The following is a 17,490-nucleotide window of genomic DNA, read 5'->3' on the forward strand; positions in this document are numbered from 1 at the left end:
AGCCGAGGTATCCGTGCAAGACCTGAAATACATTGAAATCGAGACCAACCCGAACCCGACGGCTTCTGTGATCTGGCTTCACGGCCTGGGCGCCAGCGGCCATGATTTTGAACCGGTGGTGCCGGAGCTGGGCCTGCCAGAGGATGCGGCGGTGCGGTTTATCTTTCCCCATGCCCCGAATCTGCCGGTAACCATTAACGGCGGCATGCGCATGCCTGCCTGGTACGACATCAAGGCCATGGATATTGACCGTGTGGTTGATAAAGAGCAGTTGATGGAGTCGTCTGATGCTGTGGCCCGGCTTGTAGACCAGGAAATCGAGCGTGGCGTGAACAGTGAAAATATTGTGATCGCCGGCTTTTCCCAGGGCGGGGCGGTTGCCTATGAACTAGGGTTGAGCTACCCGAAACGGCTTGCAGGTATTCTGGCGCTGTCTACTTATTTCGCCACAGCCAAAACAGTGACGCTGTCGGAGGCAAACCGCGAAATTCCTATCAAGGTGTATCACGGAACTTCTGATCCAATGGTACCTGAATCGCTTGGGCGCCTGAGTGTCGACCAATTGAAGGAACTTGGATACGCCCCGTCTTATCAGACCTATCCCATGGAACATAGCGTCTGCCTTGAGGAAATACAGGACATCGGCCAGTTCCTTCGCAGGCACCTGCTTTGAGATTCCGCCGTGCTCTGGAGTCAGGCCCAGAGCATGGCGCCCATTTCCAGTGGATGAGTCAACGATTCATGATGCGGATACATCCGCAACCTGAGGGTCTGCAGGCCGGGATAGGGTGGCTGAACACGAGTGGCGAATACGGTTCGGCCTTCTGTTTCACTCTCTTTCTCGAGTAGGAAGCTGTCAGGCCCGGGGCTGCTGTGGGTGCCGGTGCATTCCGGGCTGACCAGGCATTCCACCCGAACATCATCCGCTGACAGGCCATTGAGTGCAGCCTCCACCCGAAGTTCCACGGCACCGTCATGCGGACACGAGGACGCGACGCAGTCAACGACTCGCAGTTCAACCCCGGGCCAGGCGTGCCTTACCCTTGCCTTCCAGCCTGCGAGCCCGATCGCTACCTGGCCGCCGTCGGCCATAAGAAGCGCTCCCTGACTTGAAGCCGGCTGGTAATAATTATTCACATAGTCCATCACCATGCGCTGGGCATTGAACCGGGGCGTAATGGATTTCATCGAGGCCTTGGAGCGTTTTACCCAGCCCTTCGAAAAACCCTGGGAGGCACGATCGTAATACAGGGGCACCACCTCGAATTCGATCAGATCAATCAGGTCCCGGGCTTCTTCTTCATTCCGGAACTCCGGATCCAGTTCGGTGTCTCTTGGTGGAATGCCCCAGCCGTTTTTGCCGTCATAGCCTTCGCCCCACCAGCCATCCAGTACGCTCAAGTTGAGGGCACCGTTCAGCGCGGCTTTTTCGCCGGAGGTGCCACTGGCTTCCTTCGGGTATTCCGGGGTATTCAACCAGACATCCACGCCACTGAGTAGCCGGCGAGCCATGGCCTGGTCATAATCCTCCAGCAGGATTACGTGCCCCATCAAAGCGGGGTGCATGGACAGATCATGGATAACCTTGATCAATTGCTGCCCGGGTTTGTCTTTCGGGTGGGCCTTGCCGGCGAAAACCAGTACCACCGGGCGATCCGGGTTGGTGAGAATCTGCTCCAGCCGCTCCAGATCTGAAAAGATAAGCGTCGCTCGCTTGTAGGTAGCGAACCGCCGGGCAAAACCGATCACCAACGTGTCTTTTTCCGAAGAAATCAGCTGACGAGTCATCCGGTATGTCACGGAGTGGCCGGTGCCATTACGCTTATGCTGGCGCTTCAGGCGCCGGACGATGTATTCGCCCATTTGCTGTTTCAGGGCCTTGTGTACGCTCCAGTAATGATAATCCGGAATCTGGTCGATAAATTCCCAGAATTCCGGATTCCTAAGTTCGCTTTTCCAGGTAGGCGCCTGGATGTCAAACAGACTGGACCATTCCGGTGCCAGAAAGGTGGGCACATGCACGCCATTGGTGATGTAACCAATGGGATTCTCCCCGGGCGGCACCTGCGGCCAGATATCGCCTTCCATAAGCGACGCGACACCTCCGTGAATGCGGCTGACACCATTGTGAAAACGCGAGCCGCGGAGCCCGAGACTGGTCATATTGAAGGTGTCCCCGCCGTCCTTTGAGCCGAGTTTGAACACCTGCTCGAAATCCAGCCCGGACTCTTCCAGAAAACGACCAAGGGCATGTTGAACCAGGGAGCGTGGAAAAATGTCGTGTCCGGCGGCAACGGGTGTATGGGTGGTGAACAGGGTCGCGCCGGCAACCGCTTCCAGCGCAGCCTCGAACGCCAGCCCGGACGCCATGGTTTGCCGGCAACGCTCAAGAATCTGAAACGCAGCATGACCTTCGTTGATGTGCCAGACCGTCGGGATCAGGTTCAGGGCTTCCAATACCCGGGCACCGCCGATGCCCAGCAGCATTTCCTGGCTGATACGGGTGGATTCGTCGCCACCATACAGTTGGAGTGTAAGGTCCTGATCCTCCGGGCTGTTTTCCTCGGTATAGCTGTCAAGCAGGTACAGCCGGATATGGCCAACGCGTGCTTCCCAAACCCGCGCAACAACATCGCGACCAGGGAAGGGAACTGAAACTTTGAGCACTTCGCCGTTTATCTCCAGCGGCGTGATGGGCAGTTCATCGCTTGAATGAGACCGATAGCGCGCAATCTGTTGGCCATGGGCGTCGATACTTTGAATAAAGTAGCCCTGCCGATACAACAGGCCGACCGCAACGAAAGGCAAGGCAAGATCACTCGCCGCCTTACAGTGATCCCCGGCCAGAATGCCCAGGCCGCCGGAATAGATCGGAAAACTCTCGTGGAAACCGAACTCGGCGCAGAAGTAAGCCACCAGAGCCTTTTCCGGCTCCAGTTTTTCAGTCACTTCGGGGTCAGGCCCGGACTCAAGATAGGAGTCATAGCTGCTGAGCACTCGGCGATACTCGGCCAGAAACGCCCGGTCTTCGGATGCTTCATCGAGCCGGTCCTGGGCGACCCGGCGCAGGAAAAGCTTCGGGTTGTGCTCCACCTTCTGCCAGAGCCGAAGGTCAATCCTGGCAAACAGGCTGCGTACTCCATGGTCCCAACTGTAGAACAGATCGTTGGCAAGCTCTTCCAGTCGCTCCAGCGGCTCCGGAATCAGGGGGTTGGCTTCGAGTCGGAATTCCGTTGCTTTATGCATGTTGATTGCCTCCAGGCGGGCAAGCGCTCGCACTAATCCAGCTGTTATTGTTCACGTTCTTTGAGAATGCACTGATACAGATCGCCATAGGTACGAGCCCGTTGCTTCCAGGAATAGTCGGTTGCCATGCCGTTTCCCTGCAACTGTCGCCATTGTTTACGATTAGCAAAAACCAGCAGTGCGCGGTTGACGGTGGCGAGGAGCGACTCGGCGCTGGCGCCGGTGAAAACAAAACCGTTTGCCTTATCGATTCCAACATCCAGAGGGTCCTGAACCGTATCAACCAGTCCGCCAACACCGTGTACCACCGGAATCGTCCCGTACCTGAGGCTATACATCTGGTTGAGCCCGCAGGGTTCGAATCTCGAAGGCATCAGGAACAGGTCACTACCGGCCGTGATTCGATGGGACAACCCCTCGTTGTAGCCCAGGGTAAGGGACATTTGTCCCGGCCATCTCCTGGCCAATTGTTTCAGGGGTTCCTCGTAGCGGTCCTCCCCGGAGCCGAGGATGACAAACTGGCAGCCCTGTTCGAGCAACTCCGGCATCACGGACAGCAACCAGTCCACGCCTTTTTGATCCACCAGACGCCCGACGAACCCCATTAACGGGCCGCCTTTTACTTCCAGCCCAAGTTCCTGTTGCAAGCTGGCCTTGCACTTGGCCTTATTCTTCAGGTGATCCTGGCCGTAATGGAAAGCCAGTTCCGGGTCTTCCTCCGGGTTCCAGACCCGGGTATCGATGCCGTTGAGGATACCGCTCAATGCGTGCTGTCGGTGCCTGAGCAAACCATCCAGACCATTGCCGAATTCCGGGCTCTGTATTTCCAGGGCATAGGTGGGACTCACCGTGGTGATCCTGTCGCTAAACACCAGGCCACCCTTGATGAAGGATAGCTGGTCATGGAACTCCAGCTGCTCAAGTCGCCAGAGGGAGTCCGGCAGGCCAAGGGCCCGGAAGGTTTCGTGGGAAAAAAGCCCCTGGTAGGCAAGATTGTGAATGGTAAATACCGTTCCCGGCCTTGCCCGATAGGGCTCAAGGAAAACCGGAATCAGCCCGGTCTGCCAGTCATTGCAATGGACCAGATCGGGTTTCCAGGCCAACCCGGCTTCACCAGTGGCGATCATGGCGCCTACCTTGCCGAACAGTTCAAAACGGTGAGCATTGTCCCACCAGTCTTTCCCTTGCTCGTTCTTGTAGGGGTTGCCTGGTCGATCAAACAGCGGTGGGCAGTCCACGAGCCAGAGCGTTACAGCTGTACCCGGCAACCTGGTCTGCCAGAGGCTGACATTGTATTGACCAAGCTGGAATCGGACCTTTCTGCGGGAGCCGGCCTTTCTGGCAGCCTTGAGCGCATCCGGGTAACCGGGCAATAGAATCTGGACATCGTATTCAAGACGGCAGAGAGCTTCCGGCAAGCTGGCCGAAACGTCGGCGAGGCCGCCGGTTTTCACCATTGGGTAGACCTCACTGGTGGCGAAGAGAACCCGGATCATAGGGCCGGCCTCAGGATGATGGCCCCCAGCGGCGGCAGGGTCAGTTCCACCGACCAGTCACGGTTCATCCAGGGCTGTTGGTCCGCTGGCATAGGGTAGGGATTACCGAGGTTACTGCCACCGTAGTACTCGGAATCAGAATTGAAGATTTCCTGCCAGTTGCCTCCCTGCGGAAGCCCGATCCGGTAATGGTGCCTGGGCATCGGCGTGAAGTTGACGACAATCACCGAGGTCTCGCCCTTGGCCGTGCGCAGGAAACTGATTACCGACTGTGGAGAGTCATGGCAATCGATCCACTCGAATCCGTCCGGGGTGAAGCAGGCCCCGTGCAGCGAGACTTCCCGCCGGTAAACGCCATTCAGATCCTGAACCAGTTTTTTGATGCCCTGATGCTCTGGATAAGACAGCAGCGACCAGTCCAGCTCGCGGGATTCGCTCCACTCCCGCCGCTGGCCAAACTCACCGCCCATAAACAGCAGCTTGGCCCCGGGATAGCTGAACATATAGGTGAGGAGCACCCGTAGCGAGGCCCGCTGCTGCCACTCGTCCCCGGTCATCTTGTTGATCAGGCTGCCCTTGCCATGAACCACTTCATCGTGGGACAGCGGCAGCAGGAAGTTTTCCGAGAACGCATACAGCAGCCCGAAAGTCAGCTTATCGTGATGGTACTGTCGGTAAACCGGGTCCTGTGCCATATAATCCAGGGTGTCGTGCATCCAGCCCATGTTCCATTTGAGATTAAAGCCCAGCCCGCCGATTTCCGGCGGCCGGGTCACACGAGGCCAGGAGGTGGATTCTTCCGCGCAGACCAGCGTTCCGGGGAACCGGCTCTGGCAGACCCGGTTCAATTCCCGGAGAAACTCTATGGCTTCAAGGTTTTCGTGGCCACCATGCTCGTTGGGCAACCACTCGCCTTCCTTGCGGGAGTAGTTGAGGTAGAGCATGGACGCCACCGCATCCACCCGCAGCCCGTCAATGTGGAAGGCATCCAGCCAGAACAGGGCGCTGCCGATCAGGAAGTTGCGAACCTCATGCCGGCCGTAATTGTAAATGAGCGTGCCCCAGTCCTGATGGCGCCCTTTTCGGGGGTCTGCATGCTCATATAGCGCGCTGCCATCAAATTGGGCGAGCGCGTGTTCATCGGTGGGAAAGTGCCCCGGTACCCAGTCCAGGATCACGCCAATGTTGTGTTGATGGCACTGGTCTACCAGGTAGCGCAGATCGTCCGGGCTTCCGAAACGGCTGGTCGGCGCATAATAGCCGGTGGTCTGGTAACCCCAGGATTCGTCCAAAGGGTGCTCTGTGACCGGCAACAGCTCGATGTGGGTGAAGCCCATTTCCTGTACGTAGGGAAGCAGCTGGTCTGCCAGCTCACGGTAGTTCAGCCAACGGCCGGACCCATGATGGCGCCAGGAGGCGGCATGAACCTCGTAGATTGAGATGGGAGAGTCCTGCCAGTTCCACCGGCCACGTCTGACAAGCCAGTCACCGTCGCCCCAACCAAAATGCCCGCGTTCCGTCACCACGGCGGCCGTTGAGGGCCTCAGCTCAAAGGCTTGCCCATAGGGGTCGGTTTTCAGAAGCTGATGGCCTTTCTCGGTGGTAATGGCGAACTTGTAGAGAGCGCCAGCACCAATGCCATCAATAAAGCAGGACCAGACACCGGTTCCTTCGTGCAGATCCATTGGATGGGCGCTGGAATCCCAGTGGTTAAAATCGCCGATAACGGTGACCGCTTTGGCGTGTGGGGCCCAAACTGCAAACCTGACGCCCTCGACGCCTTGGTTTCTGCAGACATGAGCGCCCAACACATTGTAGATGTGCCAGTGCCGGCCTTCGGCAAAGAGATGGAGGTCGAATTCGCTGAGCGTTGGACTATCCATAGACCCTGCTATTCCTGACCGTGTGGAGCGCATTGGGCGTCTGTTCATTAGACGCGAACGAGCCTGTTCAAAAAATGACCCAAAACAATTTTACGTCATAATTCCGTGCTAGTGTTCTAATATAGTTTAAGGCGTCAAAAACGTGGCAATCCCTGACGGTTGAAAGACTGGTTGCAGGGAAGGTTTTCTTCAGGGAAGCAGCTATGCAAACGGCCAAGCGTTTCGTCAGTCGTCTCACTCGTCAAACCCTCGCCCTCGTGCTTGCGGGTGGTCGGGGATCCCGCCTCCACGATCTCACGAAGTGGCGCGCCAAACCGGCGGTTCCCTTTGGCGGCAAGTTCCGGATTATCGATTTCCCACTTTCCAACTGCATCAACTCGGGCATAGGCCAGGTTGGCGTGATTACCCAGTACAAATCCCATTCCCTGATCCGCCATATCCAGCGCGGCTGGGGTTTTCTGAGGGGAGAGCTGGACGAATTCGTGGAGCTGTTGCCCGCCCAGCAGCGAATTGAAACCTCCTGGTATGAAGGAACGGCCGATGCGGTGCTACAGAACCTCGACATCATTCGCAGCCACAGGCCGGAGTACGTACTGATTTTGGCCGGCGACCATGTCTACAAGATGGATTACGGCACCATGCTGGCCCATCATGTTGAGAACGATGCCGATATCACCGTCGGCTGTATCCAGGTACCGATTGATGAGGCCTCTGCGTTCGGCGTTATGTCGGTCGATGATGAACTCAGAGTTACAGAATTTGTTGAAAAGCCGGAGCAGCCCCAGCCGATGCCCGGTCAGCCTGGCAAGGCGCTGGCTTCCATGGGCATCTATGTGTTCAGCACCCAGGTGCTTTTTGATGAACTGATGCGTGACCATCAAATGGATGGGAACTCTTCCCACGATTTCGGAAAGGACATCATTCCGTCCGTGATCAAACGCCTTCGCGTGGTTGCGTTCCCATTCCGCAATCCCGTTCAGAACAAGCCGGCCTACTGGCGGGACGTCGGAACCGTTGATGCCCTTTGGCAGGCGAACCTTGAGCTGATCGGCATCAGCCCGGAACTGAACCTCTACGATTCCCACTGGCCCATCTGGACCTACCAGGAACAGTTGCCACCGGCAAAGTTCGTGTTCGACGATGACAATCGGCGTGGCATGGCGGTGGATTCCATGGTGGCCGGTGGCTGTATCGTGTCCGGGGCTGTGGTGAAACATTCCCTTCTGTTTTCGCAGGTTAAAGTTCATTCTTACAGTCAAGTATCAGATTCTGTTATCTATCCGGACGTGGATATTGGCCGCCACTGCCATATCCGAAATGCGTTGATTGATCGGGGATGCCGGATTCCTGAGGGCACACGCATCGGTTTTGATGCAGTTGAAGACCAGAAGCGGTTTTATGTTTCACCCAAAGGTATTGTGCTGATCACGCCCGAGATGCTCGGGCAGGATTACCCCCATGGCCTCTGACACAAAAACGCCGGTTGTCTTGTGCTGGCACATGCATCAGCCGTCTTACCAGGATATGCGCACCGACCAGTTTCTGTTCCCTTGGGTATACCTGCATACCATCAAGGATTACAGCGACATGGCAGCACATCTTGAAGGCAATCCGGAGGCGAGGGCGGTCGTCAATTTTGCGCCTGTTCTGCTTGAGCAGATTGAGACCTACCTGATCCAGATGGAGCGTTGGCGCCACGGTGCCGGGAAGATTGGCGATCCTCTGCTGGCCGCACTGGTGGCAGAAGAGCTGCCAGAAACCGGCACACCCGCTTTTCTTAGTCTGATGGAAAAAGCTCTTCGTGCCAATCGCGAGCGGATTATCAATCGATATCCCGCCTACGCACGGCTGGCAGAGCTGGCCGAGGTATACCGCAGTAAACCGGAGCTTCAAAGGTACATTTCCAGCCGGTTCCTGTCGGACTTGCTGGTTTGGTACCACCTCGGCTGGATGGGAGAGACCATACGCCGGGAAAGCCACTGCATCCAGAGTCTTCAGGAGAAGGGCCATAACTTCTCGATGGATGATCGGCAAGCGCTATTGGATGTGATCTTTGACGTGTTGTCCGGCATCGGCCCCAGGTACCGACACCTTGCCTGGAAGGGTCAGGTGGAACTGTCTGTGAGCCCCTATACCCATGCCATGCTTCCATTGCTGATCGATCTTGCGTCCGCCCGCGAAGCCATGCCAGACATTGCCTTGCCGGCGCAAACTCATTATCCGGGCGGTGAAGAACGCGCTGGCTGGCAACTCCAGAAGGCAAAAGCCGTATTTCAACGGTTCTTCGGGGTGGATCCATCCGGTTGTTGGGCCTCCGAGGGCGGCCTCAGCCAGGCCACCCTGGGCTTGCTCGACGCCCATCAGTTCCGCTGGACGGCCAGCGGAGATTCCGTCGTTCACAACAGCCTCAACCGCGCCCGGAAAACAGACCCGGAATTACCGGACTATGGCATCCACCGGCCCTACACCTTTGGTGAATCGGGTACGTCTGTGTTCTTTCGGGACGACGGCCTCTCCGACCTCATAGGGTTTACCTACGCGGACTGGCATGCCAAGGATGCCGTTGGCGACCTGGTTCATCACATGGAAAACATCGCCGGGCAGGGCAAAGGCAAGGCCCGGCCAGTCATTTCCGTGATCATGGATGGCGAAAATGCCTGGGAGTACTACCCGGAAAATGGCTTTCACTTTCTGAACGAGCTGTATCACGTGCTCGCACATCATCCGAAGCTGAAACTGACCACCTACAGCGATCTTGTGGCCCAGCCGACGGCCGAAACGGCTCATTTGCCACACCTTGTGGCCGGTAGCTGGATTTACGGAACTTTCTCCACCTGGATCGGCGATCCGGACAAGAACCGTGCCTGGGATCTGCTGTGTGAAGCGAAAACCCATTTTGACCGAGAGATGGATAACGGCAGCCTCAACTCCGAACAGAAAGAGGCCGCTATGCAACAACTGGCGATCTGCGAGGGATCCGACTGGTTCTGGTGGTTTGGCGACTACAACCCGGCGCAGATTGTCAGCGACTTCGAGCATCTATACCGCCGCCATCTCGTGAACCTCTATGACATGATCGGCTACCCGGCACCGCCTTCGGTATTCCAGCAACTAAGCCAGGGCAGCGGAGAACCGGCCCGTGGCGGAACCATGCGACCGGGACACGAAGTGGATAAACCGGCATGACGTTGAGCAGCGGCAATGATCTGTTCAGTGTCAGGAGAGCGGGTGTGCTGCTGCATCCAACCTGTTTGCCCGGCACCCTGGGTGTTCTTGGGGCCAGCGCGCGTCGTTTCGTCGATTTTCTGGCCGCCAGCGGTATCACCGTTTGGCAGACGCTCCCCATTGGCCCGACTCATCGGGATCTTTCTCCCTATCAATCTCTAAGCGCTCACGCTGGCAATCAGGATTTTATCGACTTGTCGGAAGTGCTGCAGGCCGGGCTGCTGGCGGACACGGAACTCACGAAGCCCATCGACCAATCCCGCCAGCAGCTACTGGACATTGCTGCCCAACGGTTCTTCGATGGCAAGGGGGAAGCCCGACACGGTCTTGATCTGACCGGTTTCGAGGAATTCCGGGCAAAAAACGACTATTGGCTGGATGATTTCTGCCTTTTCGTCGCGATCCGGGAGGTTCAGGAGTCGCCGGGCTGGCTGCAATGGCCAGAGCCGTTGAGAGATCGTGATCCGGTCGCGCTGCAGACCTTCATTGACCAGAATCGGGAACGACTGGCCCGGATACGGTTCGAACAGTTTCTGTTTCAGCATCAGTGGCAGGCACTGCGCGATTATGCACGCGGCAAGGGCATTCTGCTTTTTGGTGATATTCCTATTTTCGTCGCGCACGACAGCGCCGACGTCTGGGCCAATCGAGCTCTGTTCAAACTGAATGACCAGGGTGAGCCCACGGTCGTTGCCGGTGTACCGCCGGATTACTTTTCGTCCGACGGCCAACACTGGGGCAATCCGCACTACAACTGGCAGGCCATGGCGGAAGACGGTTACCGATGGTGGCTTGAACGGCTCGAAAGCAAGCGCCATTTTTTCGACCTGATCCGTATTGATCATTTCCGCGGTCTGCAAGCTTACTGGGAAATTCCGGCCGAAACGCCGCAACCAAGATTTGGCTACTGGGTTCCCGGCCCAGCCGATCATTTTCTCCAGGCCTGCTTCGACCGGTTCCCGGATTTGCCGCTGGTGGCCGAGAACCTGGGCATCATCAGCGAAGATGTGGAAGAGCTTCGCAAACGGTTTGGGTTGCCAGGAATGACCGTGATGCAGTTTGGTTTCGACGGCAGCCCCAACAATCCCCACCTGCTGCACAATCACCATGCCCGGGATCTTGTGTACACCGGCACCCATGACAACGACACGACCCTGGGCTGGTACCAAAGCCTGGACGATCATACCCGACGGTACGTGAACGATTACCTGGGAACCACTGGTGACGGTATGCCATGGCCCGTGATCGAAGCGGCATTCCGGTCCGTTTGTTCTCTCGCTGTTGTACCCATGCAGGATTTCCTTGCGCTGGGAACAGAGGCGCGATTCAACACGCCGGGCACGATGATTAACAACTGGATCTGGCAACTTGACTGGAATTTTCCTGAAGAAGACCTGTCAAAACTTATCTCTGAAGCGGTTCAGAGACATGGGCGCCTTCCTTAGAACTGACCATTTCTTGATCAGCATCAAGGAGTCGCTCCCAAACCTTCGATATAAAACACAAGCAGTATCAACAATTGGCGTTATTGATGAGTCACGAGGGGGGAATATGGAACACAGACTCAGTAAACGCGTACAGGGAAAGCTTGGCTTGTTGGTCTATAAACGCGGCATGCCCGTGGCAACCGGTCTGATCCGGAACGCCTCCAAGCGGGGATTGTTTATTGCCACGGATTACACCGATGTTCAGTTAAACCAGACCGTAGAATTGGAATTCCGCTTTCCCGATACCCAGGAAAAGCGGTTCCGGCGCCTCAAGGCCCACGTGGTCCGGAAATCAGACAAGGGACTGGGTGTCGACTTTGAAGGCGTTGAGAACGACAGTTTCACCATCTCGTCGCTGATGCACTGGCTGAAAAGCCATCACATGCCGGTCAATTATTTCCCGGTTCGCCGGCAGCAAGCCTACTGATTCCACCATGGAAAGAACGATCATGGAACGACTCAAAGGTAAGGTAGCCGTGATCACGGGCGGCTCCGTTGGCATCGGGGCTGCGACAGCGACCCGAATGGCCGAAGAGGGCGCCGCCGTGGCCATTCTTGATTGCCGTGATCCGGACGGCGAGGCATTGGCAGAGGAGTGGGATCTTGTTCAGAATGTGAACGTGAAAGGTGTGTTTTTCTGTACCAAGCACGCCATTCCCAACATGAAAAAAGCAGGCGTTGGCAGCATTATCAACCTGTCCTCCATCTATGGCCTGGTCAGTGCGCCTGATATTCCTCCCTATCATGCATCCAAGGGTGCTGTTCGTCTGATGTCCAAAACCGATGCCCTGCTGTATGCCACCGAGAACATTCGGTGCAACTCCATTCATCCGGGCTTCATCTGGACACCACTGGTTGAGACCCATCTCCAGACAACCGGAATGGACCTTGAGGAGGCGAAAAAAGCGACAGCGGTACTTCACCCGGTTGGTCATATGGGGGAACCGGATGACATTGCCTGGGGTGCGGTTTATCTCGCCTCGGACGAATCCAAGTTTGTAACCGGCAGTGAACTGGTGATTGATGGCGGATACACCGCCCACTGACTTTTTTACCGACCTGACCGGAGTATCAACTTGACCCTGGCAGCCTATACCCCCCGGTCCTTGCCGGAATCCCTGAATGGACTGTTTCAGCTGGCACTGGACCTGCGGTGGAGCTGGCACCACGGCACAGACGAGCTCTGGCGTGCACTTGATGCTGAAATCTGGGACACCACCCGAAACGCCTGGCTGGTGCTGAACAGTGTGTCCGGCGACAGGTTGGAGGAGCTTGCCGCGGACCCGGAATTCCAGGGCAGCTACAACGCACAGATCTCGGCACATCAGGAATTTATCGAGGCGGACACCTGGTACTCATCCGAGTGCCCGGGTGACCTCGGCGAAGGCATTGCCTATTTCTGCATGGAATACGGGTTGAGTGAATCCCTGCCGCTCTACAGCGGCGGGCTGGGCGTACTCGCCGGGGATTTTCTCAAGGCGGCGAGTGATCTTGGCGTACCGGTGATGGCGGTGGGGTTGCTCTACCAACAGGGGTATTTCCGCCAGGCCATTAGTACCGACGGCGAACAGCTCGAATTCTACCCGTACAACGATCCAACGATGTTACCGGTTTCCCCCCTGCGTGATGACGGCGGCGAGTGGGTGAGGGTGGTTGTGCCTTTCCCCGGCCGCAACGTGCGACTGCGAGCCTGGAAGGCTCAGGTGGGACGCTGCGAACTACTGCTGCTCGACAGCAACGACCCAAGAAATGAACCCGGCGACCGCGGCATTACCAGCGAACTTTACACCGGTGATCCGGAAAAGCGCCTGCAGCAGGAAATGGTGCTCGGAATCGGTGGCTGGCGCCTGCTGAAACAGCTGGGCCGACAGCCGGGCTTGTGCCACCTCAATGAGGGGCATTGCGCATTGGCGCTGATCGAGCGGGCTTTCAGCTGGCAGGATGAATGCAAGAGCGATTTCGAGACGGCCCGCACTGCGACCCGGTCTACCAACCTGTTCACGACCCACACCTCGGTAGCCTCCGGATTCGACCATTTTTCACCGCCGCTGCTTCGTTTGTATCTGACGCCCTGGCTCAAAGGTCGTGAGCTTGATGTCGACCATCTGCTGGCATTGGGTAGCGAACACAGTCAAGCCAGTGAAAGCGCCGACAGTCCAAAGCTCAACATGGCCTTGCTGGCGCTGAATATGAGTGGCCGGTTCAATGGTGTCAGCCGCATCCACCAAAAGGTTACCCAGACCATTTTCCAGCCGTTCTTCCCGCGCTGGCCGGCCGCGGATATTCCTGCAGACTATGTGACCAATGGCATCCACACGCCCAGCTGGGATTCACCGGAATCCGACGCTATCTGGACTCGCGCCTGCGGCAAGGACCGCTGGCGCCGGCCGCTCCAGACATCCTGTCCGATGACAGACATCACCGATGAAGCCTTATGGGAGATGAGGCGCCTGCAACGCACCCGACTGGTCGCTTACCTGCGCCGACGGCTTGCAAGCCAGCATTGCGAGCAGAAGCCGGGAACCAATCACGAAGCCGCCTGCGGTCTCTTGCTGGATCACGAGACTCTGACGCTGGGATTTGCCCGGCGTTTTACCGAATACAAACGACCGGATCTTTTGCTCAAAGACAAGGAAAGGTTGCTCAGGCTTCTGGAGAGCAGGGATCGCCCCATCCAGATTGTGCTTGCTGGCAAGGCTCACCCCTATGATCGACGCGGCAAGGAAATCATCCGACAGTGGAAGGCGTTCTCACGACGGCCGGATGTGGAAGGCAAGGTGGTGTTCATTGAAGACTATGACCTGGGCGTGGCCAACCAGCTGATCCAGGGTGTGGATGTCTGGCTGAACTGCCCACGGCATCCCTGGGAGGCCTGTGGCACCAGTGGTATGAAGGTGCTGGTTAACGGTGGCCTGAATCTGTCCCAGTACGATGGCTGGTGGGCAGAGGCCTGGAATCCCGATGTGGGCTGGGCCATTCGCCCCGGCGCCACCTTCGATGAGCTCAGTGGTTCAAACAACCACGATCACGATCTTTCAGACAGAGATGAGCTGTTTGACCTGCTGGAGAATGAGGTCATTCCCGGCTTCTATGACGTGGACAGCGATGGTATTCCGCGACAATGGCTAAGGCGGATGCGAGCGAGCATGGACCGGCTGACAGCGGCATACTCTGCCAATCGAATGGTGCGTGAGTACGTGGAACGGTTTTATCTGCCCATGGCCGAAAAAGGCAGCAAACGCACGCAGGAAACCTCGAAGGCACTGCTGGAAGAATACAACACCTTAAAAAGGCACTGGCCGCGGCTGAGATTCAACAGCTTTACGACCAGCAAAGTCTCCGAAGGGCAGACTTTCGCGGTCGAGGTCTATCTGGATGGAATCGACGAGCAGCGGATTGCGGTTGAGCTTGTCGCGGAACAATCCGAATATGGGCCAAGAACCGTAGCCGCTATGACAATCAAACGCCTGCTCAGTGGTTCTGCCCACACTTATGTTTACGAATGTGAGGTGCCCTCACGGCCGGAGGGGCACTATACCCCCAGGATTCGCGTGCGCGATGATCGGCTGAACCTGCCCCTCGAAAACCCCGCGATACTCTGGCTCAAGTAATTTTCAGGTTCGCCAGAAGGCCGGAGAGAGCACGATAACAACGCTTATTATCTCAAGCCGGCCCATCAGCATCCCCACAGAAAGAATCCACTTCGCCATTTCCGGCATGGGTGCGAAATTGGTGGCTGGCCCACCAATCGGGCCCAGCCCGGGGCCAACGTTCGTCAGGACGGTAAGCGCACTTGTCAGGCTGGTGATGAAATCCAGCTGCAGGGCCGCCATGGCCAGCGTAATCAGCAGCAGACTCAACAGAAAGATAAAGGTATAGGCGATCATAGACGCAATGATTTCGTCGCTGACCGGCCTGCCGTTGTAGTTTCTGGTGAACACCGCGCGGGGATGCAGCAACCGCATCAACTGCTCGCGCAGAACAATCAGGGACAGCTGGAAACGGAATATCTTCATCCCGCCTGCGGTTGAGCCCGAGCAGCCGCCTACGAACATCAGGAAGAAAAACACCACAAAGGCCAGTGGCCCCCAGGCCGAATAATCGCTTGAGGCATACCCGGTTGTCGTCACCACGGAGGTTACGTTGAACAGGGTCTCGACATAACCGTCGATCAGATTCAGGCTTCCGTCCGAAATCGTGTAGCGGTAAGCGGTTAGCAAAGCTGGGATGACCAGCAGGATGGTCAGGAACAGTCGTACTTGCTGATCCCTGAACAGAACCCCGTGCTGGCCGTGCATTTCCCGCACAAACAGGAAAAACGGCAGGCTGCCGAGCATCATGAAGAATGTCGCTTCCAGCAGGATGAGGTTGGAGTCGAATTTTCCCATGGACAGGTCGGAGGTTGAGAACCCGCCCGTGGCAATGCTGGTCAGACCGTGGTTAAACGCGTCAAACAGGGTCATGCCGGAGAACCAATAGGTGAGCACGGCAATGATGGAAAAGGCCAGGTAGACGACCAACAGGCCCCGGCTCAGCGTTTTCATTCGCGGGAGCGCCTTGTCCGTCCATTCCGACGATTCAGTGGCAAAAAGCCGCATGCCGCCTACGCGCAGAAACGGAAGAACCGCAACGAACATGCCGATAATGCCGATCCCGCCCAGCCACTGTAGTATCGAACGCCAGAGCAGAAGATCCTGGTCCATCGAATCCAGCCCCGACAGAATCGTGGCGCCGGTCGTTGTAATGCCGGAGGTGCTTTCAAAGAAAGCCTCGGCGAGTGTCAGGTTCAGATCACTCAGGTAAAAGGGAAGGCCCGAGAGCATGGACAGGATAAACCAGCTTGAGACCGTCAGTACGAACATGAAGCGGGGCTTCAGGTCACTGGCGCTTCCGCGGGTCAGCAGAATGCCAATAACCCCGACGCCAAGACAAATGGCAGCAGACTCGGCAAACGCGAGGGCGTTTGGCGCTTCAGAATTTGCTAGAAGTAACACCGGCAACACCATGAAAATACTCAAAAGTATAAACATGACGCTGACAATGAATATGACAGGAATCAGATTTCTCAAAGGATGCTCAAGCCGGCTTGACAGAGAGGGCGTCAGAATACATCTACTTGCAGTAACATGACAATGTACCCACGACTCATTAGGAGGTCGGTTGAATCATCTTGCGCACATGTATCTTGCACCGGATAGCGAGCCGTATCGGATCGGCAGCCTAATGGGGGACTTTGCCAGGGGTCTGAATACGCAAGCGCTACCGCATTCCGTCCATGAAGGTTTACGGCATCACCGGGCGGTGGATGCCTTTACCGACCAGCATCCGGACGTGATCGCCAGCAAGCGCCTGTTTTCGGACCAGCGTCGGCGGTTCGGCGGGGTCGCGCTGGATATTCTCTACGACCACTACCTGCTGCGGCACTGGAATCGCTTCAGCTCCGTGGAGCCCGACGAGTTTATTGAACAGGTTTACCGCGAATTAATGGATAACCGCGCGGTAATGCCGGAAAAGATGCAGGCGGTGACTAGCCAGATCGTGCGCTACGACTGGTTCCGCTCTTATCAGGATCTGGACAATATTGGGTATGCGCTGGATCGAGTGGCAGGGCGCATTCGATTCCGGCATTCCTTTGCCGGCATCATTGAAGAGATAAAGGCCCTGGATGAACAGCTAGAATCGCTGTTTCTGTCCTTTTTCCCTGATCTTCGGGAACACGCCAGAAATTGCTTAGACGATTAGATCTTACGAGTCAGTCGAGTCTGGCTCTCTTCTGTAGGCCGTGTCAGTCTCTTGCACTCGATGTAATCCATTGCGTCTTCATTCAGAGGCAACCGCAGCGCCCGGAGGATATCGTAACGCTGGTAGCCGATATCGTTCAGAATCTGGTCGCGCTCTGCCAACAGAGGAATGAACGCCTTGCGGAATTCATACCTGCGGGCCATTCGCCGGGCCAGGGTTGCTGGCGCATGCACCATTCCTGAGAACATGGCTTTGGGGTGAAGACCCATAGTGTGAAGCTGCGCAGTGGTCATGGTGGGCCTCCTGTCGTGCTGATGTGTTTGTCTGTTTCAGTGTTCATGATGGGATATGGTCAAAGTTCAATCAAACGAAAAGAACTGATACTCTGGTTAAGCAAAATTGAACGGGTCA

General features: G+C 56.7%; 13 protein-coding genes. 8 read left to right on the forward strand and 5 right to left on the reverse strand.

Annotated elements, in window-relative coordinates; genetic code table 11:
• The first annotated feature begins 13 nt into the window (after positions 1-13).
• Positions 14-673 carry an alpha/beta hydrolase gene (locus tag FPL19_RS14815; RefSeq protein ID WP_150913545.1) on the forward strand — a complete coding sequence of 220 codons (660 nt, stop codon included), beginning with the start codon at positions 14-16 and terminating at the stop codon, positions 671-673.
• A 20-nt stretch (positions 674-693) separates the two neighbouring features.
• Here the strand turns inward: FPL19_RS14815 and glgP (FPL19_RS14820) are convergent, their stop codons facing one another.
• From glgP (FPL19_RS14820) to glgB, 3 genes are read right to left on the reverse strand one after another with little or no spacing between them, the layout of a single operon-like run.
• A complete protein-coding gene (glgP, locus tag FPL19_RS14820) occupies positions 694-3,246 on the reverse strand; it encodes an alpha-glucan family phosphorylase (RefSeq protein WP_191965288.1) in 2,553 nt (850 codons plus the stop codon).
• A 44-nt stretch (positions 3,247-3,290) separates the two neighbouring features.
• The gene (glgA, locus tag FPL19_RS14825; RefSeq protein ID WP_150913549.1) at positions 3,291-4,742 is read right to left on the reverse strand and encodes a glycogen synthase GlgA; all 1,452 of its coding nucleotides are present in this window, start codon (positions 4,740-4,742) and stop codon (positions 3,291-3,293) included.
• Complete coding sequence (gene glgB / locus FPL19_RS14830; RefSeq protein WP_150913551.1) at positions 4,739-6,625, reverse strand: 1,4-alpha-glucan branching protein GlgB; 1,887 nt, start codon at positions 6,623-6,625, stop codon at positions 4,739-4,741. The genes glgA and glgB overlap by 4 nt, the downstream gene beginning before the upstream one ends.
• A gap of 203 nt (positions 6,626-6,828) precedes the next feature.
• Between glgB and glgC the strand changes: the two genes are divergently transcribed.
• The 6 genes from glgC (at position 6,829) to glgP (FPL19_RS14860) (ending at position 14,948) form a co-directional block, all read left to right on the forward strand.
• Positions 6,829-8,094: a glucose-1-phosphate adenylyltransferase gene (glgC, locus tag FPL19_RS14835; protein ID WP_150913553.1), complete on the forward strand. Its 1,266-nt coding sequence runs from the start codon at positions 6,829-6,831 to the stop codon at positions 8,092-8,094.
• Entirely contained in the window at positions 8,084-9,811 is a 1,728-nt protein-coding gene (locus FPL19_RS14840) for a glycoside hydrolase family 57 protein (protein WP_150913555.1), read from the forward strand. The genes glgC and FPL19_RS14840 overlap by 11 nt, the downstream gene beginning before the upstream one ends.
• Positions 9,808-11,295, forward strand: coding sequence for a 4-alpha-glucanotransferase (gene malQ, locus FPL19_RS14845; RefSeq protein ID WP_150913558.1), 1,488 nt, complete (start codon positions 9,808-9,810; stop codon positions 11,293-11,295). Before FPL19_RS14840 ends, malQ begins: the two co-directional genes overlap by 4 nt.
• Positions 11,296-11,401: 106 nt before the next feature.
• Positions 11,402-11,764: a PilZ domain-containing protein gene (locus tag FPL19_RS14850; protein ID WP_150913560.1), complete on the forward strand. Its 363-nt coding sequence runs from the start codon at positions 11,402-11,404 to the stop codon at positions 11,762-11,764.
• Positions 11,765-11,786: 22 nt separating this feature from the next.
• On the forward strand, positions 11,787-12,383 hold the full coding sequence (locus FPL19_RS14855) for an SDR family NAD(P)-dependent oxidoreductase (RefSeq protein ID WP_150913562.1): 597 nt from the start codon (positions 11,787-11,789) through the stop codon (positions 12,381-12,383).
• A 30-nt stretch (positions 12,384-12,413) separates the two neighbouring features.
• A complete protein-coding gene (gene glgP, locus FPL19_RS14860) occupies positions 12,414-14,948 on the forward strand; it encodes an alpha-glucan family phosphorylase (protein WP_150913563.1) in 2,535 nt (844 codons plus the stop codon).
• Between the two features lie 3 nt (positions 14,949-14,951).
• Here glgP (FPL19_RS14860) and FPL19_RS14865 read toward each other — a convergent pair whose 3' ends face one another.
• A complete protein-coding gene (locus FPL19_RS14865; RefSeq protein ID WP_150913565.1) occupies positions 14,952-16,367 on the reverse strand; it encodes a TrkH family potassium uptake protein in 1,416 nt (471 codons plus the stop codon).
• 130 nt (positions 16,368-16,497) lie between these two features.
• On the opposite strand from FPL19_RS14865, the gene FPL19_RS14870 reads away from it, so the two are divergent.
• The gene (locus FPL19_RS14870) at positions 16,498-17,079 is read left to right on the forward strand and encodes an acyl carrier protein phosphodiesterase (protein ID WP_150913567.1); all 582 of its coding nucleotides are present in this window, start codon (positions 16,498-16,500) and stop codon (positions 17,077-17,079) included.
• Here FPL19_RS14870 and FPL19_RS14875 read toward each other — a convergent pair.
• Positions 17,076-17,372: a hypothetical protein gene (locus FPL19_RS14875; protein ID WP_150913569.1), complete on the reverse strand. Its 297-nt coding sequence runs from the start codon at positions 17,370-17,372 to the stop codon at positions 17,076-17,078. The genes FPL19_RS14870 and FPL19_RS14875 overlap by 4 nt on opposite strands.
• Between the last annotated feature and the right edge of the window lie 118 nt (positions 17,373-17,490).

The sequence above is a fragment of the Marinobacter halotolerans genome, from assembly GCF_008795985.1.
GTDB classification, from domain to species: domain Bacteria; phylum Pseudomonadota; class Gammaproteobacteria; order Pseudomonadales; family Oleiphilaceae; genus Marinobacter; species Marinobacter halotolerans.

Excerpts from the sequence above, each read along its gene's own strand:
- glgP (WP_191965288.1), bottom strand. The coding sequence starts at position 3,246 with ATGCATAAAGCAACGGAATTCCGACTCGAAGCCAACCCCCTGATTCCG.
- glgA (WP_150913549.1), bottom strand. The coding sequence starts at position 4,742 with ATGATCCGGGTTCTCTTCGCCACCAGTGAGGTCTACCCAATGGTGAAA.
- glgB (WP_150913551.1), bottom strand. The coding sequence starts at position 6,625 with ATGGATAGTCCAACGCTCAGCGAATTCGACCTCCATCTCTTTGCCGAA.
- glgC (WP_150913553.1), top strand. The coding sequence starts at position 6,829 with ATGCAAACGGCCAAGCGTTTCGTCAGTCGTCTCACTCGTCAAACCCTC.
- FPL19_RS14840 (WP_150913555.1), top strand. The coding sequence starts at position 8,084 with ATGGCCTCTGACACAAAAACGCCGGTTGTCTTGTGCTGGCACATGCAT.
- malQ (WP_150913558.1), top strand. The coding sequence starts at position 9,808 with ATGACGTTGAGCAGCGGCAATGATCTGTTCAGTGTCAGGAGAGCGGGT.
- FPL19_RS14850 (WP_150913560.1), top strand. The coding sequence starts at position 11,402 with ATGGAACACAGACTCAGTAAACGCGTACAGGGAAAGCTTGGCTTGTTG.
- FPL19_RS14855 (WP_150913562.1), top strand. The coding sequence starts at position 11,787 with ATGGAACGACTCAAAGGTAAGGTAGCCGTGATCACGGGCGGCTCCGTT.
- FPL19_RS14865 (WP_150913565.1), bottom strand. The coding sequence starts at position 16,367 with ATGTTTATACTTTTGAGTATTTTCATGGTGTTGCCGGTGTTACTTCTA.
- FPL19_RS14875 (WP_150913569.1), bottom strand. The coding sequence starts at position 17,372 with ATGACCACTGCGCAGCTTCACACTATGGGTCTTCACCCCAAAGCCATG.